The 17,286-nt window shown below is 63.7% G+C and carries 18 protein-coding genes; 12 read left to right on the forward strand and 6 right to left on the reverse strand.

Features of this window, described 5'->3' with window-relative positions; genetic code table 11:
* Positions 1-72: 72 nt before the first annotated feature.
* On the reverse strand, positions 73-816 hold the full coding sequence (locus DKW65_RS15885; protein WP_162925782.1) for a hypothetical protein: 744 nt from the start codon (positions 814-816) through the stop codon (positions 73-75).
* A gap of 21 nt (positions 817-837) precedes the next feature.
* Positions 838-1,272, reverse strand: coding sequence for a hypothetical protein (locus DKW65_RS15890; RefSeq protein WP_162925783.1), 435 nt, complete (start codon positions 1,270-1,272; stop codon positions 838-840).
* Positions 1,273-1,770: 498 nt separating this feature from the next.
* On the opposite strand from DKW65_RS15890, the gene DKW65_RS08905 reads away from it, so the two are divergent.
* Genes DKW65_RS08905 through DKW65_RS08945 form a run of 9 tightly spaced genes read left to right on the forward strand, consistent with a single transcriptional unit; the run spans position 1,771 to position 10,918 of the window.
* Complete coding sequence (locus tag DKW65_RS08905) at positions 1,771-2,304, forward strand: hypothetical protein (RefSeq protein WP_245932444.1); 534 nt, start codon at positions 1,771-1,773, stop codon at positions 2,302-2,304.
* Between the two features lie 2 nt (positions 2,305-2,306).
* Entirely contained in the window at positions 2,307-4,220 is a 1,914-nt protein-coding gene (locus DKW65_RS08910) for a tetratricopeptide repeat protein (protein ID WP_162925784.1), read from the forward strand.
* Positions 4,217-7,216, forward strand: a complete 3,000-nt coding sequence (locus tag DKW65_RS08915) for a tetratricopeptide repeat protein (RefSeq protein WP_111656917.1) — start codon at positions 4,217-4,219, stop codon at positions 7,214-7,216. The genes DKW65_RS08910 and DKW65_RS08915 overlap by 4 nt, the downstream gene beginning before the upstream one ends.
* Positions 7,197-7,931, forward strand: a complete 735-nt coding sequence (locus DKW65_RS08920) for a tetratricopeptide repeat protein (protein WP_245932445.1) — start codon at positions 7,197-7,199, stop codon at positions 7,929-7,931. The genes DKW65_RS08915 and DKW65_RS08920 overlap by 20 nt, the downstream gene beginning before the upstream one ends.
* Positions 7,931-8,212, forward strand: a complete 282-nt coding sequence (locus tag DKW65_RS08925; protein ID WP_245932446.1) for a hypothetical protein — start codon at positions 7,931-7,933, stop codon at positions 8,210-8,212. Before DKW65_RS08920 ends, DKW65_RS08925 begins: the two co-directional genes overlap by 1 nt.
* 42 nt (positions 8,213-8,254) lie before the next feature.
* Complete coding sequence (locus DKW65_RS08930) at positions 8,255-8,962, forward strand: MotA/TolQ/ExbB proton channel family protein (protein WP_111656918.1); 708 nt, start codon at positions 8,255-8,257, stop codon at positions 8,960-8,962.
* 14 nt (positions 8,963-8,976) lie between these two features.
* Complete coding sequence (locus tag DKW65_RS08935) at positions 8,977-9,495, forward strand: ExbD/TolR family protein (protein ID WP_111656919.1); 519 nt, start codon at positions 8,977-8,979, stop codon at positions 9,493-9,495.
* A complete protein-coding gene (locus DKW65_RS08940; RefSeq protein WP_111656920.1) occupies positions 9,492-10,001 on the forward strand; it encodes an ExbD/TolR family protein in 510 nt (169 codons plus the stop codon). The genes DKW65_RS08935 and DKW65_RS08940 overlap by 4 nt, the downstream gene beginning before the upstream one ends.
* Positions 9,998-10,918, forward strand: a complete 921-nt coding sequence (locus DKW65_RS08945) for a TonB family protein (protein WP_111656921.1) — start codon at positions 9,998-10,000, stop codon at positions 10,916-10,918. Before DKW65_RS08940 ends, DKW65_RS08945 begins: the two co-directional genes overlap by 4 nt.
* On the opposite strand, the gene DKW65_RS08950 is transcribed toward DKW65_RS08945, so the two are convergent.
* Complete coding sequence (locus tag DKW65_RS08950; protein ID WP_111656922.1) at positions 10,891-11,454, reverse strand: elongation factor P hydroxylase; 564 nt, start codon at positions 11,452-11,454, stop codon at positions 10,891-10,893. The two genes, DKW65_RS08945 and DKW65_RS08950, sit on opposite strands and share 28 nt — an antisense overlap.
* Before the next feature lie 37 nt (positions 11,455-11,491).
* On the opposite strand from DKW65_RS08950, the gene DKW65_RS08955 reads away from it, so the two are divergent.
* Both DKW65_RS08955 and DKW65_RS08960 read left to right on the forward strand, forming a co-directional pair.
* Entirely contained in the window at positions 11,492-12,850 is a 1,359-nt protein-coding gene (locus tag DKW65_RS08955; RefSeq protein WP_111656923.1) for an MATE family efflux transporter, read from the forward strand.
* A gap of 77 nt (positions 12,851-12,927) precedes the next feature.
* Positions 12,928-13,647, forward strand: a complete 720-nt coding sequence (locus tag DKW65_RS08960; RefSeq protein WP_111656924.1) for a hypothetical protein — start codon at positions 12,928-12,930, stop codon at positions 13,645-13,647.
* A gap of 607 nt (positions 13,648-14,254) precedes the next feature.
* On the opposite strand, the gene tusA is transcribed toward DKW65_RS08960, so the two are convergent.
* Positions 14,255-14,521 carry a sulfurtransferase TusA gene (gene tusA, locus DKW65_RS16075; protein ID WP_281271658.1) on the reverse strand — a complete coding sequence of 89 codons (267 nt, stop codon included), beginning with the start codon at positions 14,519-14,521 and terminating at the stop codon, positions 14,255-14,257.
* Positions 14,518-15,792 carry an MFS transporter gene (locus DKW65_RS08970; RefSeq protein ID WP_111657593.1) on the reverse strand — a complete coding sequence of 425 codons (1,275 nt, stop codon included), beginning with the start codon at positions 15,790-15,792 and terminating at the stop codon, positions 14,518-14,520. Before DKW65_RS08970 ends, tusA begins: the two co-directional genes overlap by 4 nt.
* An 86-nt stretch (positions 15,793-15,878) precedes the next feature.
* Between DKW65_RS08970 and DKW65_RS08975 the strand changes: the two genes are divergently transcribed.
* Entirely contained in the window at positions 15,879-16,175 is a 297-nt protein-coding gene (locus tag DKW65_RS08975; protein WP_111656926.1) for an antibiotic biosynthesis monooxygenase family protein, read from the forward strand.
* A gap of 16 nt (positions 16,176-16,191) precedes the next feature.
* Here the strand turns inward: DKW65_RS08975 and rlmM are convergent, their stop codons facing one another.
* The gene (rlmM, locus tag DKW65_RS08980; protein ID WP_111656927.1) at positions 16,192-17,280 is read right to left on the reverse strand and encodes a 23S rRNA (cytidine(2498)-2'-O)-methyltransferase RlmM; all 1,089 of its coding nucleotides are present in this window, start codon (positions 17,278-17,280) and stop codon (positions 16,192-16,194) included.
* Positions 17,281-17,286 lie beyond the last annotated feature (6 nt).

Below are 17,286 nucleotides of genomic sequence, written 5' to 3' on the forward strand. Positions count from 1 at the left end.
CGAGTATAGACTGCCTTCAGACCATTGTTCAGGCTGTCTCACCCCCATCATTGATGAGCCATCATCCGGGCGTTATTCAGAAGCACCCGGCTCCAGCACACGCGTGATCACATAACCCACTTGCGCAATCGGCGCCAGATGATCATTGAACTGATAGTACTTGACGTCGTAGTGCCCCGGTTTCCAGGCAGATTCCGGCCTAAAACTGACCCAGTTCTGGTGAGCATCCGCAGTGATATTTTTCTGCGTGAACAGGAGCAGCCGACCGGTATCGCGGTGCTTCCAGCGAATGAACACCTGCCCATCGTGGGGCACGACGCCATAGGTATCAAAATGCGCGAACAGGGTCTGACGAGGCTCAACCTCGAAGACATCCGTAGAAAAACCGGGAAACTCCCGAGAGCTTGACATAAAAGCCTGCCCTGAAAGGAGCGTGGAGGGATCAAACTCCTTCAATGCTTCTTCAACCAATCGGGTGGCAAAGGCTCGTCGGTCATGAATATGATCATTGAGATCACTGTCGCGAAGGACTCTGCGTAATTGCCGGTCGATTTCATGGTCCGGAAGTCGCTGAACCAGAGCAAGCAGATGATCCGGGGCAAGCCCCTCAACATCCGCCAACAAATCCGACGTTTCTTCCGGGCTCTGGTCGCCTTGCGCTACTTGCAAAGCCAGAATCTGATCGCGCAAATGCTCATCATCTGCGAACCAGGAAACGTCTGGCGAGGCAGACTGGCTCGCCGTAGCAAGCCAGTAACCCGCACCAAACGCTGCCACTATGCAGGAAGCCAGCAACAGTCTATGCATGATGTGCATGGCGCGGCCGCCCAACCCTTGTCATTCACAATTCAGGGTTATGCCGTTGATACTCAAGCCATTGGAGAACTGAGACCCTGAGCTGACGACCTGAGGTGCGGTAAACCCCGTTCCGGTCAACAGCCTGATCGCGCTGCCAGAGGACACACAAACCCCGGTCTGATCATTGCCGGACATCTGGAAAATGCATCCTGCGTCAGTCACAGTGACTGAGGTGCCGCTGACACTGCAATGCTCAGTGATCACCGGAGCATCGCCCGGGCAACCGGACTGGCAGGAACAACCGCTGCAATCGCCGCCCTGACAGTCAGTGAAAGCGGACTGGGAGGTGCAGTGATACGTCACACCACCGCTCGTGAAACTTCCGGAAAAAGAAGAGTCGCTACTGCCGCCGCCCCCACAACCGGCCAGCATAAACATCACCATAACGCCGAATACCAAGACAACCTTTTTCATCCCCAAGGACTCCATTTCCAATGAAAGTTCAGAATTATAATCACACCCATAAACCGCAAAATCCTGACGCAGCGGTACCACCTGATACCGTCACGGGTGTCTTTTCAAAAGCAGAGATGATGAGACAAGGAAACCGTATGCCAACGACATCGGTGATGCTGCGTACACGCTTCCTTGCCTGTTTCCCCATGCCCCCGGGAAAGACTGATCCTGCAGTGGCGGCGGAGTGTAAGAACAAAGCGAGATACAAAAAGTGACACGGCTCACAACTTGCAAACCAGGCGGCTCACCTCTCCCCGATGCATTTCAGCGGCCCTGGAACCCCTCAGGAGACCCGGAAGGCACGCAAGCGTTAGCACATGCTAACTTGATTTAAGCCTTTCTTCTCAGTTACAAATAGCTACATCCGCTGATCCCCGAGGGGAGGACGGTGGAGTCAGAACAATAAGAATGCCCATAACAAGAAGACTGGCAGCATCCAACATCAGGCCAATAACAATGAAAATTCGTAATGGATTCATGGCCTTGGCGGTCATGTTCCTGCTCTCTCCGGGGTCCTCTGCCTATGCATCCGATGCACTGGCCGCCACACCACTGTCCCAGCGCATCGAAACCCTGCGCCAGGAAGTCCTTGCCCTGAACCGGGACATCACCCTGCTGGAGGAAGAGCTGCTCTACCCCAGCTCCCAGACGGCCGTGTTCCTGTCCGTGGATGTGGGCACCCCGATCCGGCTGGTGGACGTCAACCTGACCCTCAATGGTCAGCATGTCGGCTATCACTCCTATACCGAGCAGGAATTCGAGGCCCTGACCCAGGGCGGCATCCAGCGGCTGTTCAACGGCAACGTGAAAAGCGGCCGTAACGTGCTGGAAGCCACCATTACCGGCTACGACCCGCGCGGCAAGGACTACCAGCGCAACGCCACCTACACTTTCGAGAAAGGACCAGGACGCAAGTGGATCGAGTTGCGCGTCGTCGATGACCTCGACGCCATGCAGCATCGCTTCGAATTCCACGAATGGGACCAGTGACCATGGCTCGCAATGCCCGGCTTGCCGCGCTGCTGGCCTGTCTCCTGACGTCCGCACCCGTTGTGGGGGGCAACCCTACACGGCTGGTGCTGTTTGACGATCTGCCCACCGGGCCCATGGCCCTGGGGAAAGAGGAGCAGCGCTACCTGGCGTTCGGCGAGGCGATCTTCGATTTCTACAGCGATCGGCAGTTCAGCACCCTGTCCAGCCTGGTGGTGAACCAGGCGCGCGGCTTGTTCAACCCGGACACCACCTATGCCGAACTGCTGATGGGCGAGTTGTATGTCAGCTATGGCCTGCCGGGCGAGGCCGAAGCGATCTTCGACCGCTTGCTGCGCCAGGACATCCTCGCCCAGACGCGGGCGGAAACCTTCCTGCACAAGGCACAATTGCATTATCGCCAGGGCGAATATGCCACGGCACGGCGGCTGCTGGAGAGCCGGGCCTTGCAGGCCCTGCCAGCGGAACTGGCCGGGCAACGCCAGCTGATGCTGGCCAATATCCTGATCAACGAAGCGGACTTTACCGGCGCCGCACGCCAGCTGGAATCCGTGGACCCGGGCAGCGTGGCCGGTGCCTATGCGCGCTATAACATGGCGGTGGCGCAACTGCGCGGCGGCGACATCAGCCGCGGCATGCGAGCCCTGTGGGAGGTGATCCGCCTTCCTCCGCAGGACGGCCAGATCAATGCGCTGCGCGACCGCGCGGCCCTCACCGCCGGGCTCACTGCCCTGCGCGAGGGGCAGCCGGACGACGCCCGCAACGCGCTGCTGCAGGTGCGGGCCGATGGCCCTTTTTCCAATGAAGCCCTGATGGTGCTGGGGCTGGTCAACTTCGAACGCGGCGATGCCCGCGCGGCGCTGCCGCTGTGGCTGACCCTGGCGCGCCGTCACCCTGCCCATGAATCCGTACAGGAAGCCCTGCTGCTGGCGCCACGCGCCTACGAAGAACTGGGCGCCGACAATCAGGCTCTGGCCGGGTACCGCGTGGCGGCGGAGCGCTATCGCAGCGCACTGCATCAGGTAGAGCAAGCGATCCGCAACGTGGACCAGCCCGACTGGCTGAGCACGCTGGCCGATAACGGCGGGCAACGTCGCGACGTCGATCCGATGGCGCGCCTGACCCGTTTCGAGCAAGCCACCGGCGAAGAAATGCCCTATCTGTATGCCCTGTTTGCCAGCCACCGGTTTGCCGAACAGCATCATCAGTACCAGCAGATCGTGCGCCTGCGCGAGCTGCTGGAACGGCACCAGCGGGAATTGCCCGTGCTGATCGACACCGCCCTGCAACGGCAACGGCAGCAGGAACGTGTCCTGGGCAATGCCGAGCAACGCCTGAAGGCACTACGCGCTCGCCAGGAACAGCTCAGCGAACAGGCGGAAATGCTCGCCATGGCCATGCCCTCGCGCCTGGATATGCAGGCCCCCCAGGACGTTGCCGACCTGCCGCAGTCGTTCATGTGGCAGCGGATCGAAGCCTTGACGGCACAGCCCATGGATGCCCGCCAGCGACAGCGGCTCGAACGGGTACGCGGCCTGCTGTTGTGGGAAATTGCCAACGACGCCGAACCCCGGCGCCGCGCCCAGAGTGAGCGCGTCAGCGGGCTGCGCGATGAAACACGCGTGCAAGGGCTGCGCACAGCCGCCCTGGCACAGCTGCTGACAGACAACCGCGAGGCATCGCGCAGCAATCTGCCCGCACGTCTGCGCGCGGAATCGACACGCATCGACGCTCTGCTCCGTGACACCGACGACACCCTGGCCGAGCTGGGCCAACAGCTCAAGAACGAGGCGCTGCGGGTGCTCGCCGATCGTCGCGCCCGACTGGGTGAACAACTCGGCGAGGCCCATCTGGCCATCGCCCGTATTCAGGATGCCGCCTACAGTCGGCGTGGCACCGGGGAGGCACGCCCATGAACCCCTGCACAGGACGCACAACGTGGCGGCCCACCCTGCTGGCGCTGGCACTCGCCACGCTGAGCGCAGGCTGCACCTCGACACCGGCTGACCCTGCACCGCGCTATGGCGGCGCCACCCTGGCAGACCTGGAGCACGCCGACATCACCATCGAGACGGGCAGACTGGAAAACGCCTCGCCCGAGGCCGCGCTGGAAAGTTACCGGCGCGCCATCGAACTGTTTCATGATCCGGCACAGCGCGCTGCGCCACTGCGGCGCATGGCCGATCTCGCGGTGTCCGCCGCCGAAGACCGTGGTTACGCAGAACAGGACCTGAGCGAGCAGCCGCAGGTCGATACCGCTGAAGCGTTCGACCGCAACATCGACAGCATGCTGTATGAAAATTTCATGCGCGATGCCGAACGCACGCAGGACCGCGAGGAACGCTTTGCCCTGCTGGGGCTGGCCAGCGGCATGGCGGCGGAGCTCGACGGCACCACGCTCGACACCAGTTTCGATACCGCCATTCGCCTGTATCACGCCCTGCTGGACAGCACCCGCGATCCGCAGGAACGCGCCGATGCCTGGTACCAGCTCGCCAAAGCCTACGACCTGGCCGGCGACCTGGACAATTCCCTGCGCGCCCTGGACACCCTGGTGCGCGAACACCCCGACAGCGAATACGTCACAGAGGCCCAGTTCCGCCGGGGCGAGTTGCTGTTTGCCGACAATGAGTTCGACACCGCCGCCGACGCTTACGCCGCCGTGGTCGGCGTCTCGCCACGCAGTGAGTTCTTCGAGCAGGCTCTCTACAAGCAGGGTTGGAGCCATTACCGGCTGGGTGACTACCAGCGCTCGCTGAAGGATTTCTTCCAGCTGCTGGACACCTTGCAGGCCGACCGCCAGAGCCAGACCGACGGCAGCATGCAGTCGAAACTGCTCGTGGATACCCGTCGCGTCATCAGCCTGGCCTTTATCAATCTTGATGGCCCGGCCAGCGTGCAGCGCTGGTTCGCCGATCACCCGCCGCGCGAGTATGAAGCCGATATTTACCAGAGCCTGGGCGAGGTCTATCTGCAACAGGAGCGTTTCCGCGATGCGGCGGACACCTTCGACATGTTTGTCAGCGTGCACCCTGGCGACGCGCGCGCGCCGGACTTCTCCACCCGGCAGATCGAGGCGTTCCAGCGTGGTGGTTTCCCCGCCCTGGTACTGCCCGCCAAGGAACAGTTCGTAATGCGCTACGGCGTGAACAGTCCCTTCTGGCAAGCCAATCCGGCGCAGCGCGCGGATTATATCGACCAGCTCAAGGGGCATATCCTGGATCTGGCCCGACACTACCATGCGCTGGCGCAGCAAAGCGGCCTGAGCAGCGACTATCCACATGCCGCGCGCTGGTACCGCGAGTATCTGGACACGCCACCGGCCAGCTCCGATCAGGCGGACATCAACCACCGTTACGCGGAAGTCCTGTTTGCCGGCGAGCAGTTTGCCGAGGCAGTCGTGCAGTTTGAGCGCACAGCGTATGAGTACGAGGCCTATGCCGACGCCGGCAATGCCGGCTACTTCGCCCTGGTGGCCTGGCAGGCACGAATCGGCCAGCTCCCCGCCGCTGATGAAGCCCAACAGGCACAACGCGATGAACTGCTGGGGCACAAGATCGACAGCGGCTTGCGCTTTGCGCGTACCTTCCCGACCCATGAGCGCGTGCCCATGGTGCTGCGCAGTGTCAGCGAAGATCAGTTGGCTGCCGGCGACCTGGAGGGCGCGGTGCGCACGGCCGGGCTGCTGGTCAACCTGACGCCACCGCCGGACGACGCCCTGCTGCGCTATGGCTGGGCCACCATTGCCAACGGTGAATTCGACCTGGGCCGCCACGACGTCGCCGAATACGCCTACAGCACCCTGCTGACCCTGCCGGGCCTGAGCACTGAGGATCGCGTGACCTATCGTGAGCGCCTTGCTGCCAGCGTCTATCGCCAGGCGGAAGCCTTGCGCGATGCGGGCGACCCCATGGGCGCCGCCACCCAGTTTCTGCGCGTGGCAGAGGTCTACCCTGACGCCAGTATTCGGCGCAACGCGGAATATGATGCGGCCAACCTCTACATCGCTGCGGATGAACACCAGGCTGCGATTGCCGTGCTGGAGGACTTCCGCCGCCGTTATCCCGACGACGTGCTGGCCGAAACCGTGCCGGACAAGCTCGCCGTGGCCTATGAAGCCATTGGCAACTTCGGCGCCGCCGCCCGCGAGCTGGAACGCATTGCCGATCTGCATCAGGAAAGCGACCCCGAGCTGTCGCAGCAGGCCCTGTGGCAAGCCGCTCAGTTGCAGGACAAGGCCAACGACCCCGACGGCAGCATTCGCCTGTATCGCAAGTACGTCTGGGCCTGGCCGGAACCCATTGATCTGCGCGCCGAAGGCCAGCACCGGCTGACCGAACTGTATGCCGGCACCGGCGATGAAGAGCGCCGCGAATTCTGGCTGAACAAGCTGGTGGAAACCCTGGCCGACGCCGGCAACGACGCCAGTGACCGGGTCGCCTGGCTCGGCGCCTGGGCCGCCTTCTCGCTGGCCGAAAAAGACTTCGAGACGTTCAGCCAGATCCGTCTGACACAACCCCTGCGTCGCAGCCTGGAACAGAAGACCCGCGCCATGCGCACGGCACTGCAGGGGTACGAGGATGTGGCGGCCATCGGCGTGGCCGAATATGCCACCGCCGCGCAATTCCAGATTGGCGAAATGTACCGCGTGCTGGCCCGCGACATCATGGATTCCGAACGGCCACGCGGGCTCGACGAGCTGGAGCTGGAAATGTACGAGCTGCTGCTGGAAGAACAGGCGCTGCCCTACGAAGACCAGGCCATTGACCTGTATATCGCCAACACCGACATGGTGGTGGATGACATCTACGACGACTGGGTAAAACGCAGCTTCAAGGCGCTGGGCGAGTTGTTGCCGGGCCGCTATGCGAAATACGAACAGGTGGAACCCTATGTCGATATCATTTACTGACCTGCGCGCGGCGGCCGCACCAGCGCTGCGCGTCATGCCGCTTCTCCTGCTGCTGCTCGGCGGCTGTGCCAGCCGCCCGGATATCGGCCTGGACGGCGCCAGTGGCGACCGCACGTTGTCACGCCATGCCGAGCAGCGCGATGGCGCCGCGGCCAGCGACAGCGATGCTGAACATATTCCGCCGGTGCCCCATGACCCGGCGGTGCGACCGATTGCGGAAGCGGCCACTCAGGACTATTTCCGTGGCTTGCAGTATCTGCGCAACAACGAGCTGGAGCGCGCCCTGGTGGTATTCCAGTCGCTGACCAGCCGCTACCCTGCGCTGTCCGGGCCGTGGGTCAACATCGGTCTGATCCACCTGCGTCAGGAAAACTGGGCGGCGGCAGAACGCAGCCTGCGTGAAGCGATTGATACCAACGCGCGCAACCCCTATGCCCACAATGCGCTCGGGCTGGCCTTGCGTGAGCAGGGTCGCTTCATCGACGCGAAACAGCATTATCAGCACGCCGTCACCCTCGACCCGCTCTATGCCCGCGCCCATTTCAATCTGGGCGTGCTGGCCGAACTGTATCTGCAGGACCTGCCCGCCGCACTGGGTCATTTTCGCGAGTACCAGGCACTGCAACGGCAACCGGACCCCACAGTGGCCAACTGGATTGCCGACCTGGAACGGCGCGCGCCCGCCCTGGCTGACCGGAACACGGAGGAACACTGATGCGCCCACCGATCCGTTTGCTCATAGCCCTGCTCACGACATTGCCCCTGGTGCACCCCGCCCTGGCCGAGACGCCGCGCGGCGAAACCGGCACCAATATCATCGGCACGCAGGAAGCCCCCACGGTGCTCAACGTGGTGCCATGGAAAGACCGGGAAGTGCGGCTTGAACGCAAGGACCCGACCACGGCCCTGCTGGACCGCGTACTGGAACCCCTGGATCAGGATGTGCTGCTCAGGGAAATCGATTACCACGAACGGCTCAGTGTTCAACCCGATTAATCAGCCCGAATAACAAACAAAACCTTGATACAGGAGATACACATGTCAACGTCCACCCTCGACGCCGCCACACCGGTGGCAGATCCGGGTCTGCTGGCCACCGTGATCGGTTTCATCCAGGACGGGGGGCCTTTCATGTATCCGATCCTGCTGGTGCTGGCCGTGGGCCTGGCCATCGTGCTGGAGCGGGTCATCTACCTGCAGAGCGTCAAGTTCCGCAACCAGAAAACCTGGCGCGAAGTATTCCCGATGCTGTCCAAGGCGCAGTTCCGCCAGGCCCTGGAAAACCTGCGCGACCAGGAAACCGGCCTGGCACGGGTGATCGGATATGGCCTGGAGCGCGCCCGCACCTCACGCCGTCATGAGGATGTTGAACTGGCCATGGAAGAAGGCCTGATGGAAGTATTGCCGCGCCTGGAAACCCGCACCGGCTACGTCGGCACCCTGGCCAACATCGCCACCCTGCTGGGTCTGCTCGGCACCATTCTGGGCCTGATCGCCGCGTTTACGGCGGTGGCCAACGCCGACCCGGCGCAGAAAGCCGACCTGTTGTCGGCGTCGATTTCCGTGGCCATGAACACCACCGCCTTCGGTCTGATGACCGCCATCCCGCTGTTGCTGGCCCATGCGTTTATCAACTCGATGACCAACAAGATCGTCGACAGCATGGAAATGGCCTCGGTGAAGTTCATCAACGTATACCGCCAGGCCCTTTTGCAGCAGGAACAGCGCAAGGCTGACGGCGAATAATCGAGGAGCCCGGTATGCGCTTTCGCAGACGAGAACGTGATACCGAGGTGGAACTGAACATCACTGCCTTCCTGAACCTGATGGTAGTGCTGATTCCGTTCCTGCTGCTCAATGCAGTATTTGCCCAGGTAGCCATCCTGCAGCTGAACCTGCCCTCGGATGATGCCGCGCCCTCGGAATCAGAAGACAAACGCCCGATCGTGCTGGAAGTACTGATCTATCAGGACCGTTATGAAGTGGTCGACCGTCAAAGCGGCCCTTTGAAGATCCTGCCGAATCAGGACGGCGAGCATGACCGCGATGGCTTGCACCAGTATCTGCTGGAGGTGAAAGAGCGCTTTGCTGAGGTCACCGACATCACCTTGCTGTGCGAGGATGACACGCCGTACGAGTTGCTGATCCATACCATGGACACCGTGCGCCTGCGTGATGTGCGGCTCAATGGCCAGATCATCAAGCGCGAGCTGTTCCCGGATATCGGCATCGGTGCCGCACCGCCCGATCCGCAGCGCGCGGCCGGAGGTGACGCATGAAACAGCAGCAATCGGCACGCAGCCGCCGCAAGGTGCGTCACTACCGTCGACGCCGGAAAACCAATCCGCTGAACCTGACGGCGCTGATGGATATTTTCACCATCCTGGTGTTTTTCCTGCTGGTCAATCAGACCAACACGCAGCAGCTGCCGGACAACCCGGATCTGCAACTGCCCACCTCCATCGCGCAGGAAATGCCCGACGATGTACTGACCGTGCAAGTCAGCAGCCGTGACATTCTGGTGCAGGAGCGCCGCGTGATGAGCGTCAGCGACGCCATGGCCGGCGACGAACGCGTCATTCCCGCATTGGCTGAGGTGCTCAACAGCTACGCCGAGCGCGCCCGCCGTCTGGGAGGCGCCGACGAAGAACGTGAGCTGATGATTCTCGGAGACCGGTTGATGGACTTCGCGCTGTTGCAGCGCATCATGTTCACCGCCAGCCAGACGGATTACAGCCGCGTTGCCTTCGCCGTGTTGCGCACCCACGGGGAGGACGACGAATGAGCAGACAATTCGACGGCACCCTGCCCTGGGACCCCTTGCCCGGAGAGCGCGTCAGGCAGTACGGCATTCTGTTGCTCCTGCTGCTGCTCTGTGTGGTCCTGATCTGGCTGATCCAGAGCACCGAGGTGCCACGCCGGGACACCAGCGCCGACCCGATTCCCGAACGGCTGGCGCGGCTGGTGATCGAGCAGAAGCAGGAACCCCCTGCCCCGCCCGAACCGGTACGCGAGGAAGCCGAACCGGAAGCGCCGCCCGAAGAGGTGCCGCAACCGGAACCGGAGCGCCCGCGCCCCGAACCCACACCGGAGCGTATCGAACAGGCCCGCGAACGCGCGCGCCAGGAAGTGCGCGTGTTCGAGGATTCACTGGCCGGTCTGCGTGATCTGGCGCCGCCGGTGTCGTCCTCCCGCGATCTGCGCCGCGGGGGTGACACCCAGACAGAGGTGCAACGTGATCTGCTCACCAGTCGTTCGGGACGCAGCTCCGGGGGCATCAATACCGGCAGCGTCTCCAGCGGTGGCGGCGGTGGCGGCGAACTGGCCGGGGGTGATGTGGCTCAGGTGGAAAGCGGCATTGCAGCCTCCGCCGCAGCCGCCTCGGAAACCGAACGTCGGCCGGACGGCACCAGTCGCCGTACCAGCGAGCAGCTCCGGCAGACCTTCAATCGCTATGCGGGCCGTTTCAACAGCCTGTATCAGCGGGCGCTGCGGGAGAACCCCGCCATGCAGGGCACGGTGGTACTGAATCTGGAGATTGCACCGGATGGCAGTGTCAGCGATGCGTCGATCCGCTCCTCGGAGCTGAACGATGCAGAGTTGGAACGGCGCATTCTGCTGGTGGTCCGCAACATGGACTTCGGTGCCCTGCCCGTGGAGACCTGGAAAGGCGACTATCCGCTCAACTTCTTCCCGGGTTGATAGAAGCCGGAGAGGGTGTGTAGCCAGCGTGCCCAGCGCTGGTTACGCCTCTGCGCACGATAATGCAGCGCCTGGTGTGCCACCGCCGTCGCAAAGGCCGTGGCATCACCCGTCTCCCCCTCCAGATTGTCCAGCGATACCGCAAAGGGATGCCCGCAGGCTTCACAGAACAGCAATTCCAGCGCCTGCGGCTTGACCTCCACCTGCTCGAAAGCACGTTGCTGCGCCGCATCGCGGCCATCCGGGGCATACCAGTAACCGTAATCCGGCAACTGCCGACGTGCCGCGCCGGCCACACACCAGTGCGCCACCTCATGCAGCGCGCTGCGAAAATAATCACGGGTGTACAGAATCCGGTGCGGCCGCCCCGGCTGATAAAACGGCTCTTCGGCGCCACCACACAACAGCGTGTCGTGGCTGTCGGCAAAGGTCTGCGCGAACAGGCGCTCCAGGTCCCGGGCATCAAATCGCGCCTGCGCCGCGACGGCCGGTTGCGCTATACTGTCCGGGCCGCTGTACCGGTTCTTGTCGATCATCGAATTATCGATCCTCTGCCACAGGACACTGCCTGACGTGCTACCCCGCGCCACTACCCACCGGGCCGAGCTGGGCCTGCTGCTGCGTCTTGCCCTGCCGATTCTCGGCGGTCAACTGGCGCAGACCGCCAACGGCTTCGTCGACACCGTGATGGCCGGTCGGGTCAGCCCCACCGACCTGGCGGCGGTGGCCGTGGGCGCCAGCATCTGGGTGCCGCTGTATCTGTTCATGACCGGCGTGCTGATGAGCGCCACGCCCATCCTGTCACGCACCCTCGGGGGCGCAGCTTACCACCGCATCAGCCCGCTGACACAGCAGGCCCTGTGGCTGGGCCTGGCCCTGGGTGTGGGGGGCTTTGTGCTGTTGCGCAGCGTCACCCCGGTGCTGGTTCTGATGGATGTCGATGAGAGCATGCGTCCCATGGTCAGCGGTTACCTGAAGGCGCTGAGCTGGGGCATGCCGGGCGTGGCCCTGTTCCTCGCCCTGCGCAGCTACACCGAAGCCATGAACCACACCCGCCCGGTGCTGTGGATCAGCATCATCGGCCTGCTGATCAATATTCCCGCCAACTACGTGCTGATTTACGGCAAGCTCGGCTTCCCCGCGCTCGGTGGCGTCGGCTGCGGCTGGGCCACCGCCCTGGTGATGTGGTGCATGGCCCTGATGATGGCCGCCTATGTCGCCCGGCACCGCGTCTATCACCAGGCGCGCCTGGCCCTGCTGCCGTTGCGCCTGGAACCCCGCGCCCTCGGCTACATGTTGCGCCTCGGCCTGCCCGTGGGCCTGTCGATCTTTTTCGAGGTCAGCATCTTTGCCGTGATCGCCCTGCTGATCAGCAGCCTCGGCCCCGTCGTGGTGGCCAGCCACCAGATCGCGCTGAACTTCGCTTCGCTGCTGTTCATGGTGCCGCTGAGCGTGGCCATTGCGGTGACCGTGCGCGTGGGACACGAACGCGGCCGCCGCGATGAAGCGGCTGTGCGCCTGGCCGCCAATACGGCCCTGCGTGTGGCCCTGGCCTGCGCCCTGGTCGCGGCCTCCCTGTTGCTGCTACTGCGCCATCAGGTACCGCGCATTTATACCGACGATGCCACCGTGCAGGCCATGGCGGCCGGGTTGCTGTTGTACGCTGCCCTGTATCAACTGTCGGATGCCTTTCAGGTCACGGCCAATGGCGTACTGCGCGGCTTCGAAGACACCACCGTACCGATGCTGTACACCCTGCTCGCCTACTGGGGCATCGGCCTCCCGGTGGGCATTGTGCTCGGTCGCACCGATCTGCTGGTACCGGCCATGGGCCCCGCCGGCTTCTGGATCGGCCTGCTCGCCGGCTTGACCAGCGCCGCAGTATTGCTGGGCTGGCGACTGCGCCATCGCTTGCGCCAACCCGCGATCTGAACCGGCGCCCCTTGCGGCGCCACGCACAAGCGGCTAACGTGATAGAAACTGGTGAAACGCACTGCAAGGAGGGCACCATGCCCAACATGCACCACCAGCACGGCACCGGGCAGCACGACAACAAGATCGTCTCCCTGTGTGATCACCGCGCCCGGCATCGTGACGAGTCACCGCGCGGTACCTCGCCCCGCATCCTCCGGCTGTCGCCGGAATATGACGGCATAGAACTCCTTTACGCCAACGACCGCCACCCGGACAAACTCTTCTCGTTGAAAGTGCTGGCCTGGGCCCGACTTGATGACGGCAGCGTCACGGCGCTGGTGCCGTGGCTCAAGAAGGTGGCGCCCGCCGAGGCACTCGCCGACCCACTGAACGGACGCTGGATGGGTTATCGCCTGCCGGAAAGCGAGTACCTGTTTACTGAGGCCCCGGAACACAAGGTGCAGGAGCTGGATGCCGCTGTCGCCTTCTTCGGCGAGCCCTCAGCCAGCACCGACATCATTCCCCAACAGATCCCCGACACCATCGGCACCCATGCGGTCTTTTCCAGCGACGGCTTTCACACCATCAGTCTGGTGGAGGTAGTGAGCTGGCAACTGGACCGGCATGGCACGGTACACGCACTGGTGGCCGATGAAACCCGTATCACCCGCACCCCGGTGCTGCCCAATGATCCTTGCCTGATCGATGCCCAGAAGAAAACGGATTTCCGCTATTTCTTCCAGCACGGCATCGCCAACCGTATCAAGGATCAGGATCCGGAGGCGCTGGCGGCGATCGCCACGCTGGCCGACTAGACACCCTCGCTGAGCGCGCCCTGCCGACGTGATAGCAGTTTGCTATCAGAGGCATCAGTGATTTGTACTTCCGCAACGACAGGTGAGCCCCTACTCTGGCACCCATGGGCTGCTGTGGCCCAAACTGTTTACCTGGCGCTCACCGCCAATATGGATGCCCGCCCGCGATCAAGGGAGACGCGAGCGGGCATTTTTTTGTCTCTCGTTTCCAGAGCGTTCCATTCTGCCTGGACCAGTGGCCATGGCCCTCGGGGGGCGGGCAGGGGTGTTCAGGACACGCCGTAAATACGTCCCTGTAGGCTTGCGTTCGGCATCCATGCCTCTCGACAGTCCTGAACACCCCTGCCCGCCCCCCGAGGGCCGTCATGTGCAGCCCGTTCGGAATGGACTCAGCCAACGGCGAGTTTTGTTCCTCCAGAGAGCTCGATAGCCGCTAAAGGCTGAATCTTCCACCAGCGGTGAGGCGGGGTATGCCCTGGAGGGACATCTTTGGCCATGGATGGCCAAAGAAAGAGCGCCCAGGGAGGGCTTGAGCGGTCCCGGAAGGGCATACCCCGCCTCAACGCCTCCCTGCTGGAGGGTGACCCACTACCCGACATCATCAAACCTATTTACGCCGAATCCAGTAGCGAAACAGCGGTCCGCTTTCGGCAGGTTCTTCGTGCTCGTGCAGCAGGGTATGCCCCAGGAACTGGCAGAATTTCGGGATATCGCGCTGGGTGGATGGATCGGTGGCCAGGACCTCCAGCACCTCCCCGGACGCCATGTCGCGCACGCGGTTGTGCAGCAGCATCACCGGCTCCGGACACACCAGGCCGCTGGCATCGAGATGATGGGTCGCCTCGGGAGGCAGGCTGGCAGAAGCATCAGTCACGGCAGGGTTTCCAGGTCGCGAGTGGTCGAAGCATGGCGGCGCAGGTGCCACCATACAGGGATCGCCATTATAGCGGCCAGACACAGCCCCGCCGAGAGCAGGAAATGGTGGCTGTAGCCGAACCAGTGCGCGCTGAAGCCGCTGCCCAGCGAGAACAGCCCCACCGCCATCAGTTGCATGGAGGCCTGCAACGTATAGTCCGCGCCCTCATGCCGCGGCCGGCAGTGGTCCATCATCACGGTGAACAGGGCCACCGTGGCCATCGCATCCGCGCATTGTTCCCAGATCGCCACCGCCCAGATCTGCCAGGTCAACGGCGCTCCACCCGCCAGCCAGGCCCAGCCCGCAAAGGCCGCCGCATGCAGCAGGCCGAACACCACCAGCGCCATGGCCCGTGACCAGCGCATCATCAGCATACCGCCGACGAAGGCGGCCGCCAGGCCAATCACCGACACACTCAGGTCGAGCACACCGATCTGCGGCAGCGACCAGCCTGCGTCGACCAGAAACGGCTTGAGCATACGCGAGCCGAAGCTGTCACCAACCTTGTAGCCGAGCAGCAGCAACAGCCACCAGAGCATGCCGGGGCGGCCCCAGAAGCGCACGATCGCACGGCGCCAGGCGCGAAAATCCAACCGCTCGTGCTGACCCGGATCGCGGGCCACCGCCGGCTCGGGAAAACGCCAGATCGGGTACAGCATCGCCAGCAAGGTCAGCGCCACCAGCAGGAAGGTGGTGGTCCAGCCGAGCAGGCCGACCCAGATCAGCAGCGCGCCGCCACCCAGCATCAGGCCGACCTTGTAGCCGGTCACCTGGATACTGTTGCCGGGTCCGCGCAGCGCCGGGGTCAGCATCCGCACCGCCAGGCCGTCGGCGGCAATGTCCTGGGTCGCGCAGGCGAGATTGAGCAGGCCGATCAGGAAAATCAGCACCATGAAGTGGGTGGTGAAGAGCGCCGCCGGATCAACGAAGGCAATGCCCAGCACCACCAGGGCAGCGGCTGTCTGGCAGGCGACGACCCAGCGCTTGCGGTGGTTGGCGCGGCCCGCGCCGAGGCGGTCCACCCACGGCGCCCAGATAAATTTGAGCGCCCAAGGCAGGGCGGCCAGCGACAGCAGGCCGATATGCGGCAACGGCATGCCGGCATCACGCGCCAGCGCCGGCAGCGCCTTGGCCATCAGCCCGGACGGCAGGCCCTGGGCAAAATAGAACAGGGCCAGCACACCGAGCAGTTGGCGGTGCTGCCAGAAGGGGTGGCGGTGCCAGCCCATCAACATTGGCCCTCTGGCCATGACTGGGCGAGACGGCGCACAGACGCTACACTTGCGCCCGCACACGACCACGAGGGAGCGCAAAGGTGATCCGGGTACTGATTGAAAGACAGATCGTTGAGGGCCTTGAACAACCCTACAGCCAGGCCGTCACCGGCATGATGCAAGCCATCGTCCGGGCGCCCGGCTTCCTGTCCGGGGAATCCCTGCGTGACGCCAATCGCCCCCAGCATCACTTCATTCTCTCCGCCTGGCAGAGTCGTGCCGCCTGGATGCGCTGGCTGCATTCCAGTGAGCGCCGCGAAGCGCTGGACGCGATCAGCCCGTTTCTGGAAGAGCCCGAGCGCATCACGCTGCTGGAGCCCCTGTATAATCGGGGATGAAGGTATAACGGCACCGTCATGCGCCCCCCTGCCCCGGCAACACGACTACGGTGATTTCCTCGCGGTCATGGTAAAGCTGGGCCGCGCGGATCTGCATCGTCAGACCGGCCTCGGCCAGAGAGGCTTCCAGCCGCGCCAGCAAGCTCGATACCGTCGCCTGGCGCTGCTTCATGGGCAGCTTGAGGTTGAACAGCGCCACCTTGGCCCAGCCACGCACCAGCCACTTCTCCATCAGCGCCAGGCTGCGTGACGGCTTGTCGACGATATCGCAGACCAGCACGTCCACGGGCCTGGGCGGGCGCCAGGTGAAGGCGTCCGCCGACACGTGGCTGACGGGATACTCATCCAGCAGGTGCGCCGCCAGTCGGCCATGGTCCACGCCGGTGACGCGCAGGCCACGACGGGCCAGTTGCCAGGTCCAGCCGCCCGGGGCCGCCCCCAGGTCCACGGCGGTGCGCCCGGCGGCCAGCCAGTGGGCCTGCTCCGTGTCGCTCATCAGCCGTAACCAGGCTTCTTCCAGTTTCAGCGCCGAACGGCTGGGGGCCGCGGCGGGCAAGCGCAAGCGCGGGATGCCCTGCTCCCAGGGCGATACCGACGCAGCGGCGGCGCAGCCAAACAGGCCGCGCCCCGAGTCCTCGAAAAACAGATGCAGAATCCGGTCGGCACTTTCGTCCCACAGCTGTGCCTTTTTCAGCGCGGGTTCCAGTGCCTTGCGAAACCCCCGCAGGAAGCGCTGCAGGGTACGCCCGGTGTTGGTATCGGCATGCTCCAGCCGCAGCGCACTGAAAGGACCGGCGGGGGCCACCTGCGCCAGCAGCGGGCTGATACGGTCGTGCTGTGGCAGGTCCTCGAAATGCCCCAGCACCGGCCAGGCCGTGCGCGCAAACACCAGCCCTCCGCTGTGCAGGGTACGCGGCATCAGGGCGGCCACGGGCTGCCCCGGCTGGTGCCAGGTCAGCCAGCCCGCCTCACGGGTCGCACGGGCGTAGCCGCCCTGCCCTTGCCCGGCAGCGCGCTCGGTCAGCTCGGCGGCGCAGTCAGCCTCGAACCCGGCCCGGCAGAGCAGCAGCAAGGTATCAGCGTCGCGATCATGGATGATGGCCATTTATCA

This window comes from Isoalcanivorax indicus, from assembly GCF_003259185.1.
In the GTDB taxonomy this organism is placed as follows: Bacteria; Pseudomonadota; Gammaproteobacteria; order Pseudomonadales; family Alcanivoracaceae; genus Isoalcanivorax; species Isoalcanivorax indicus.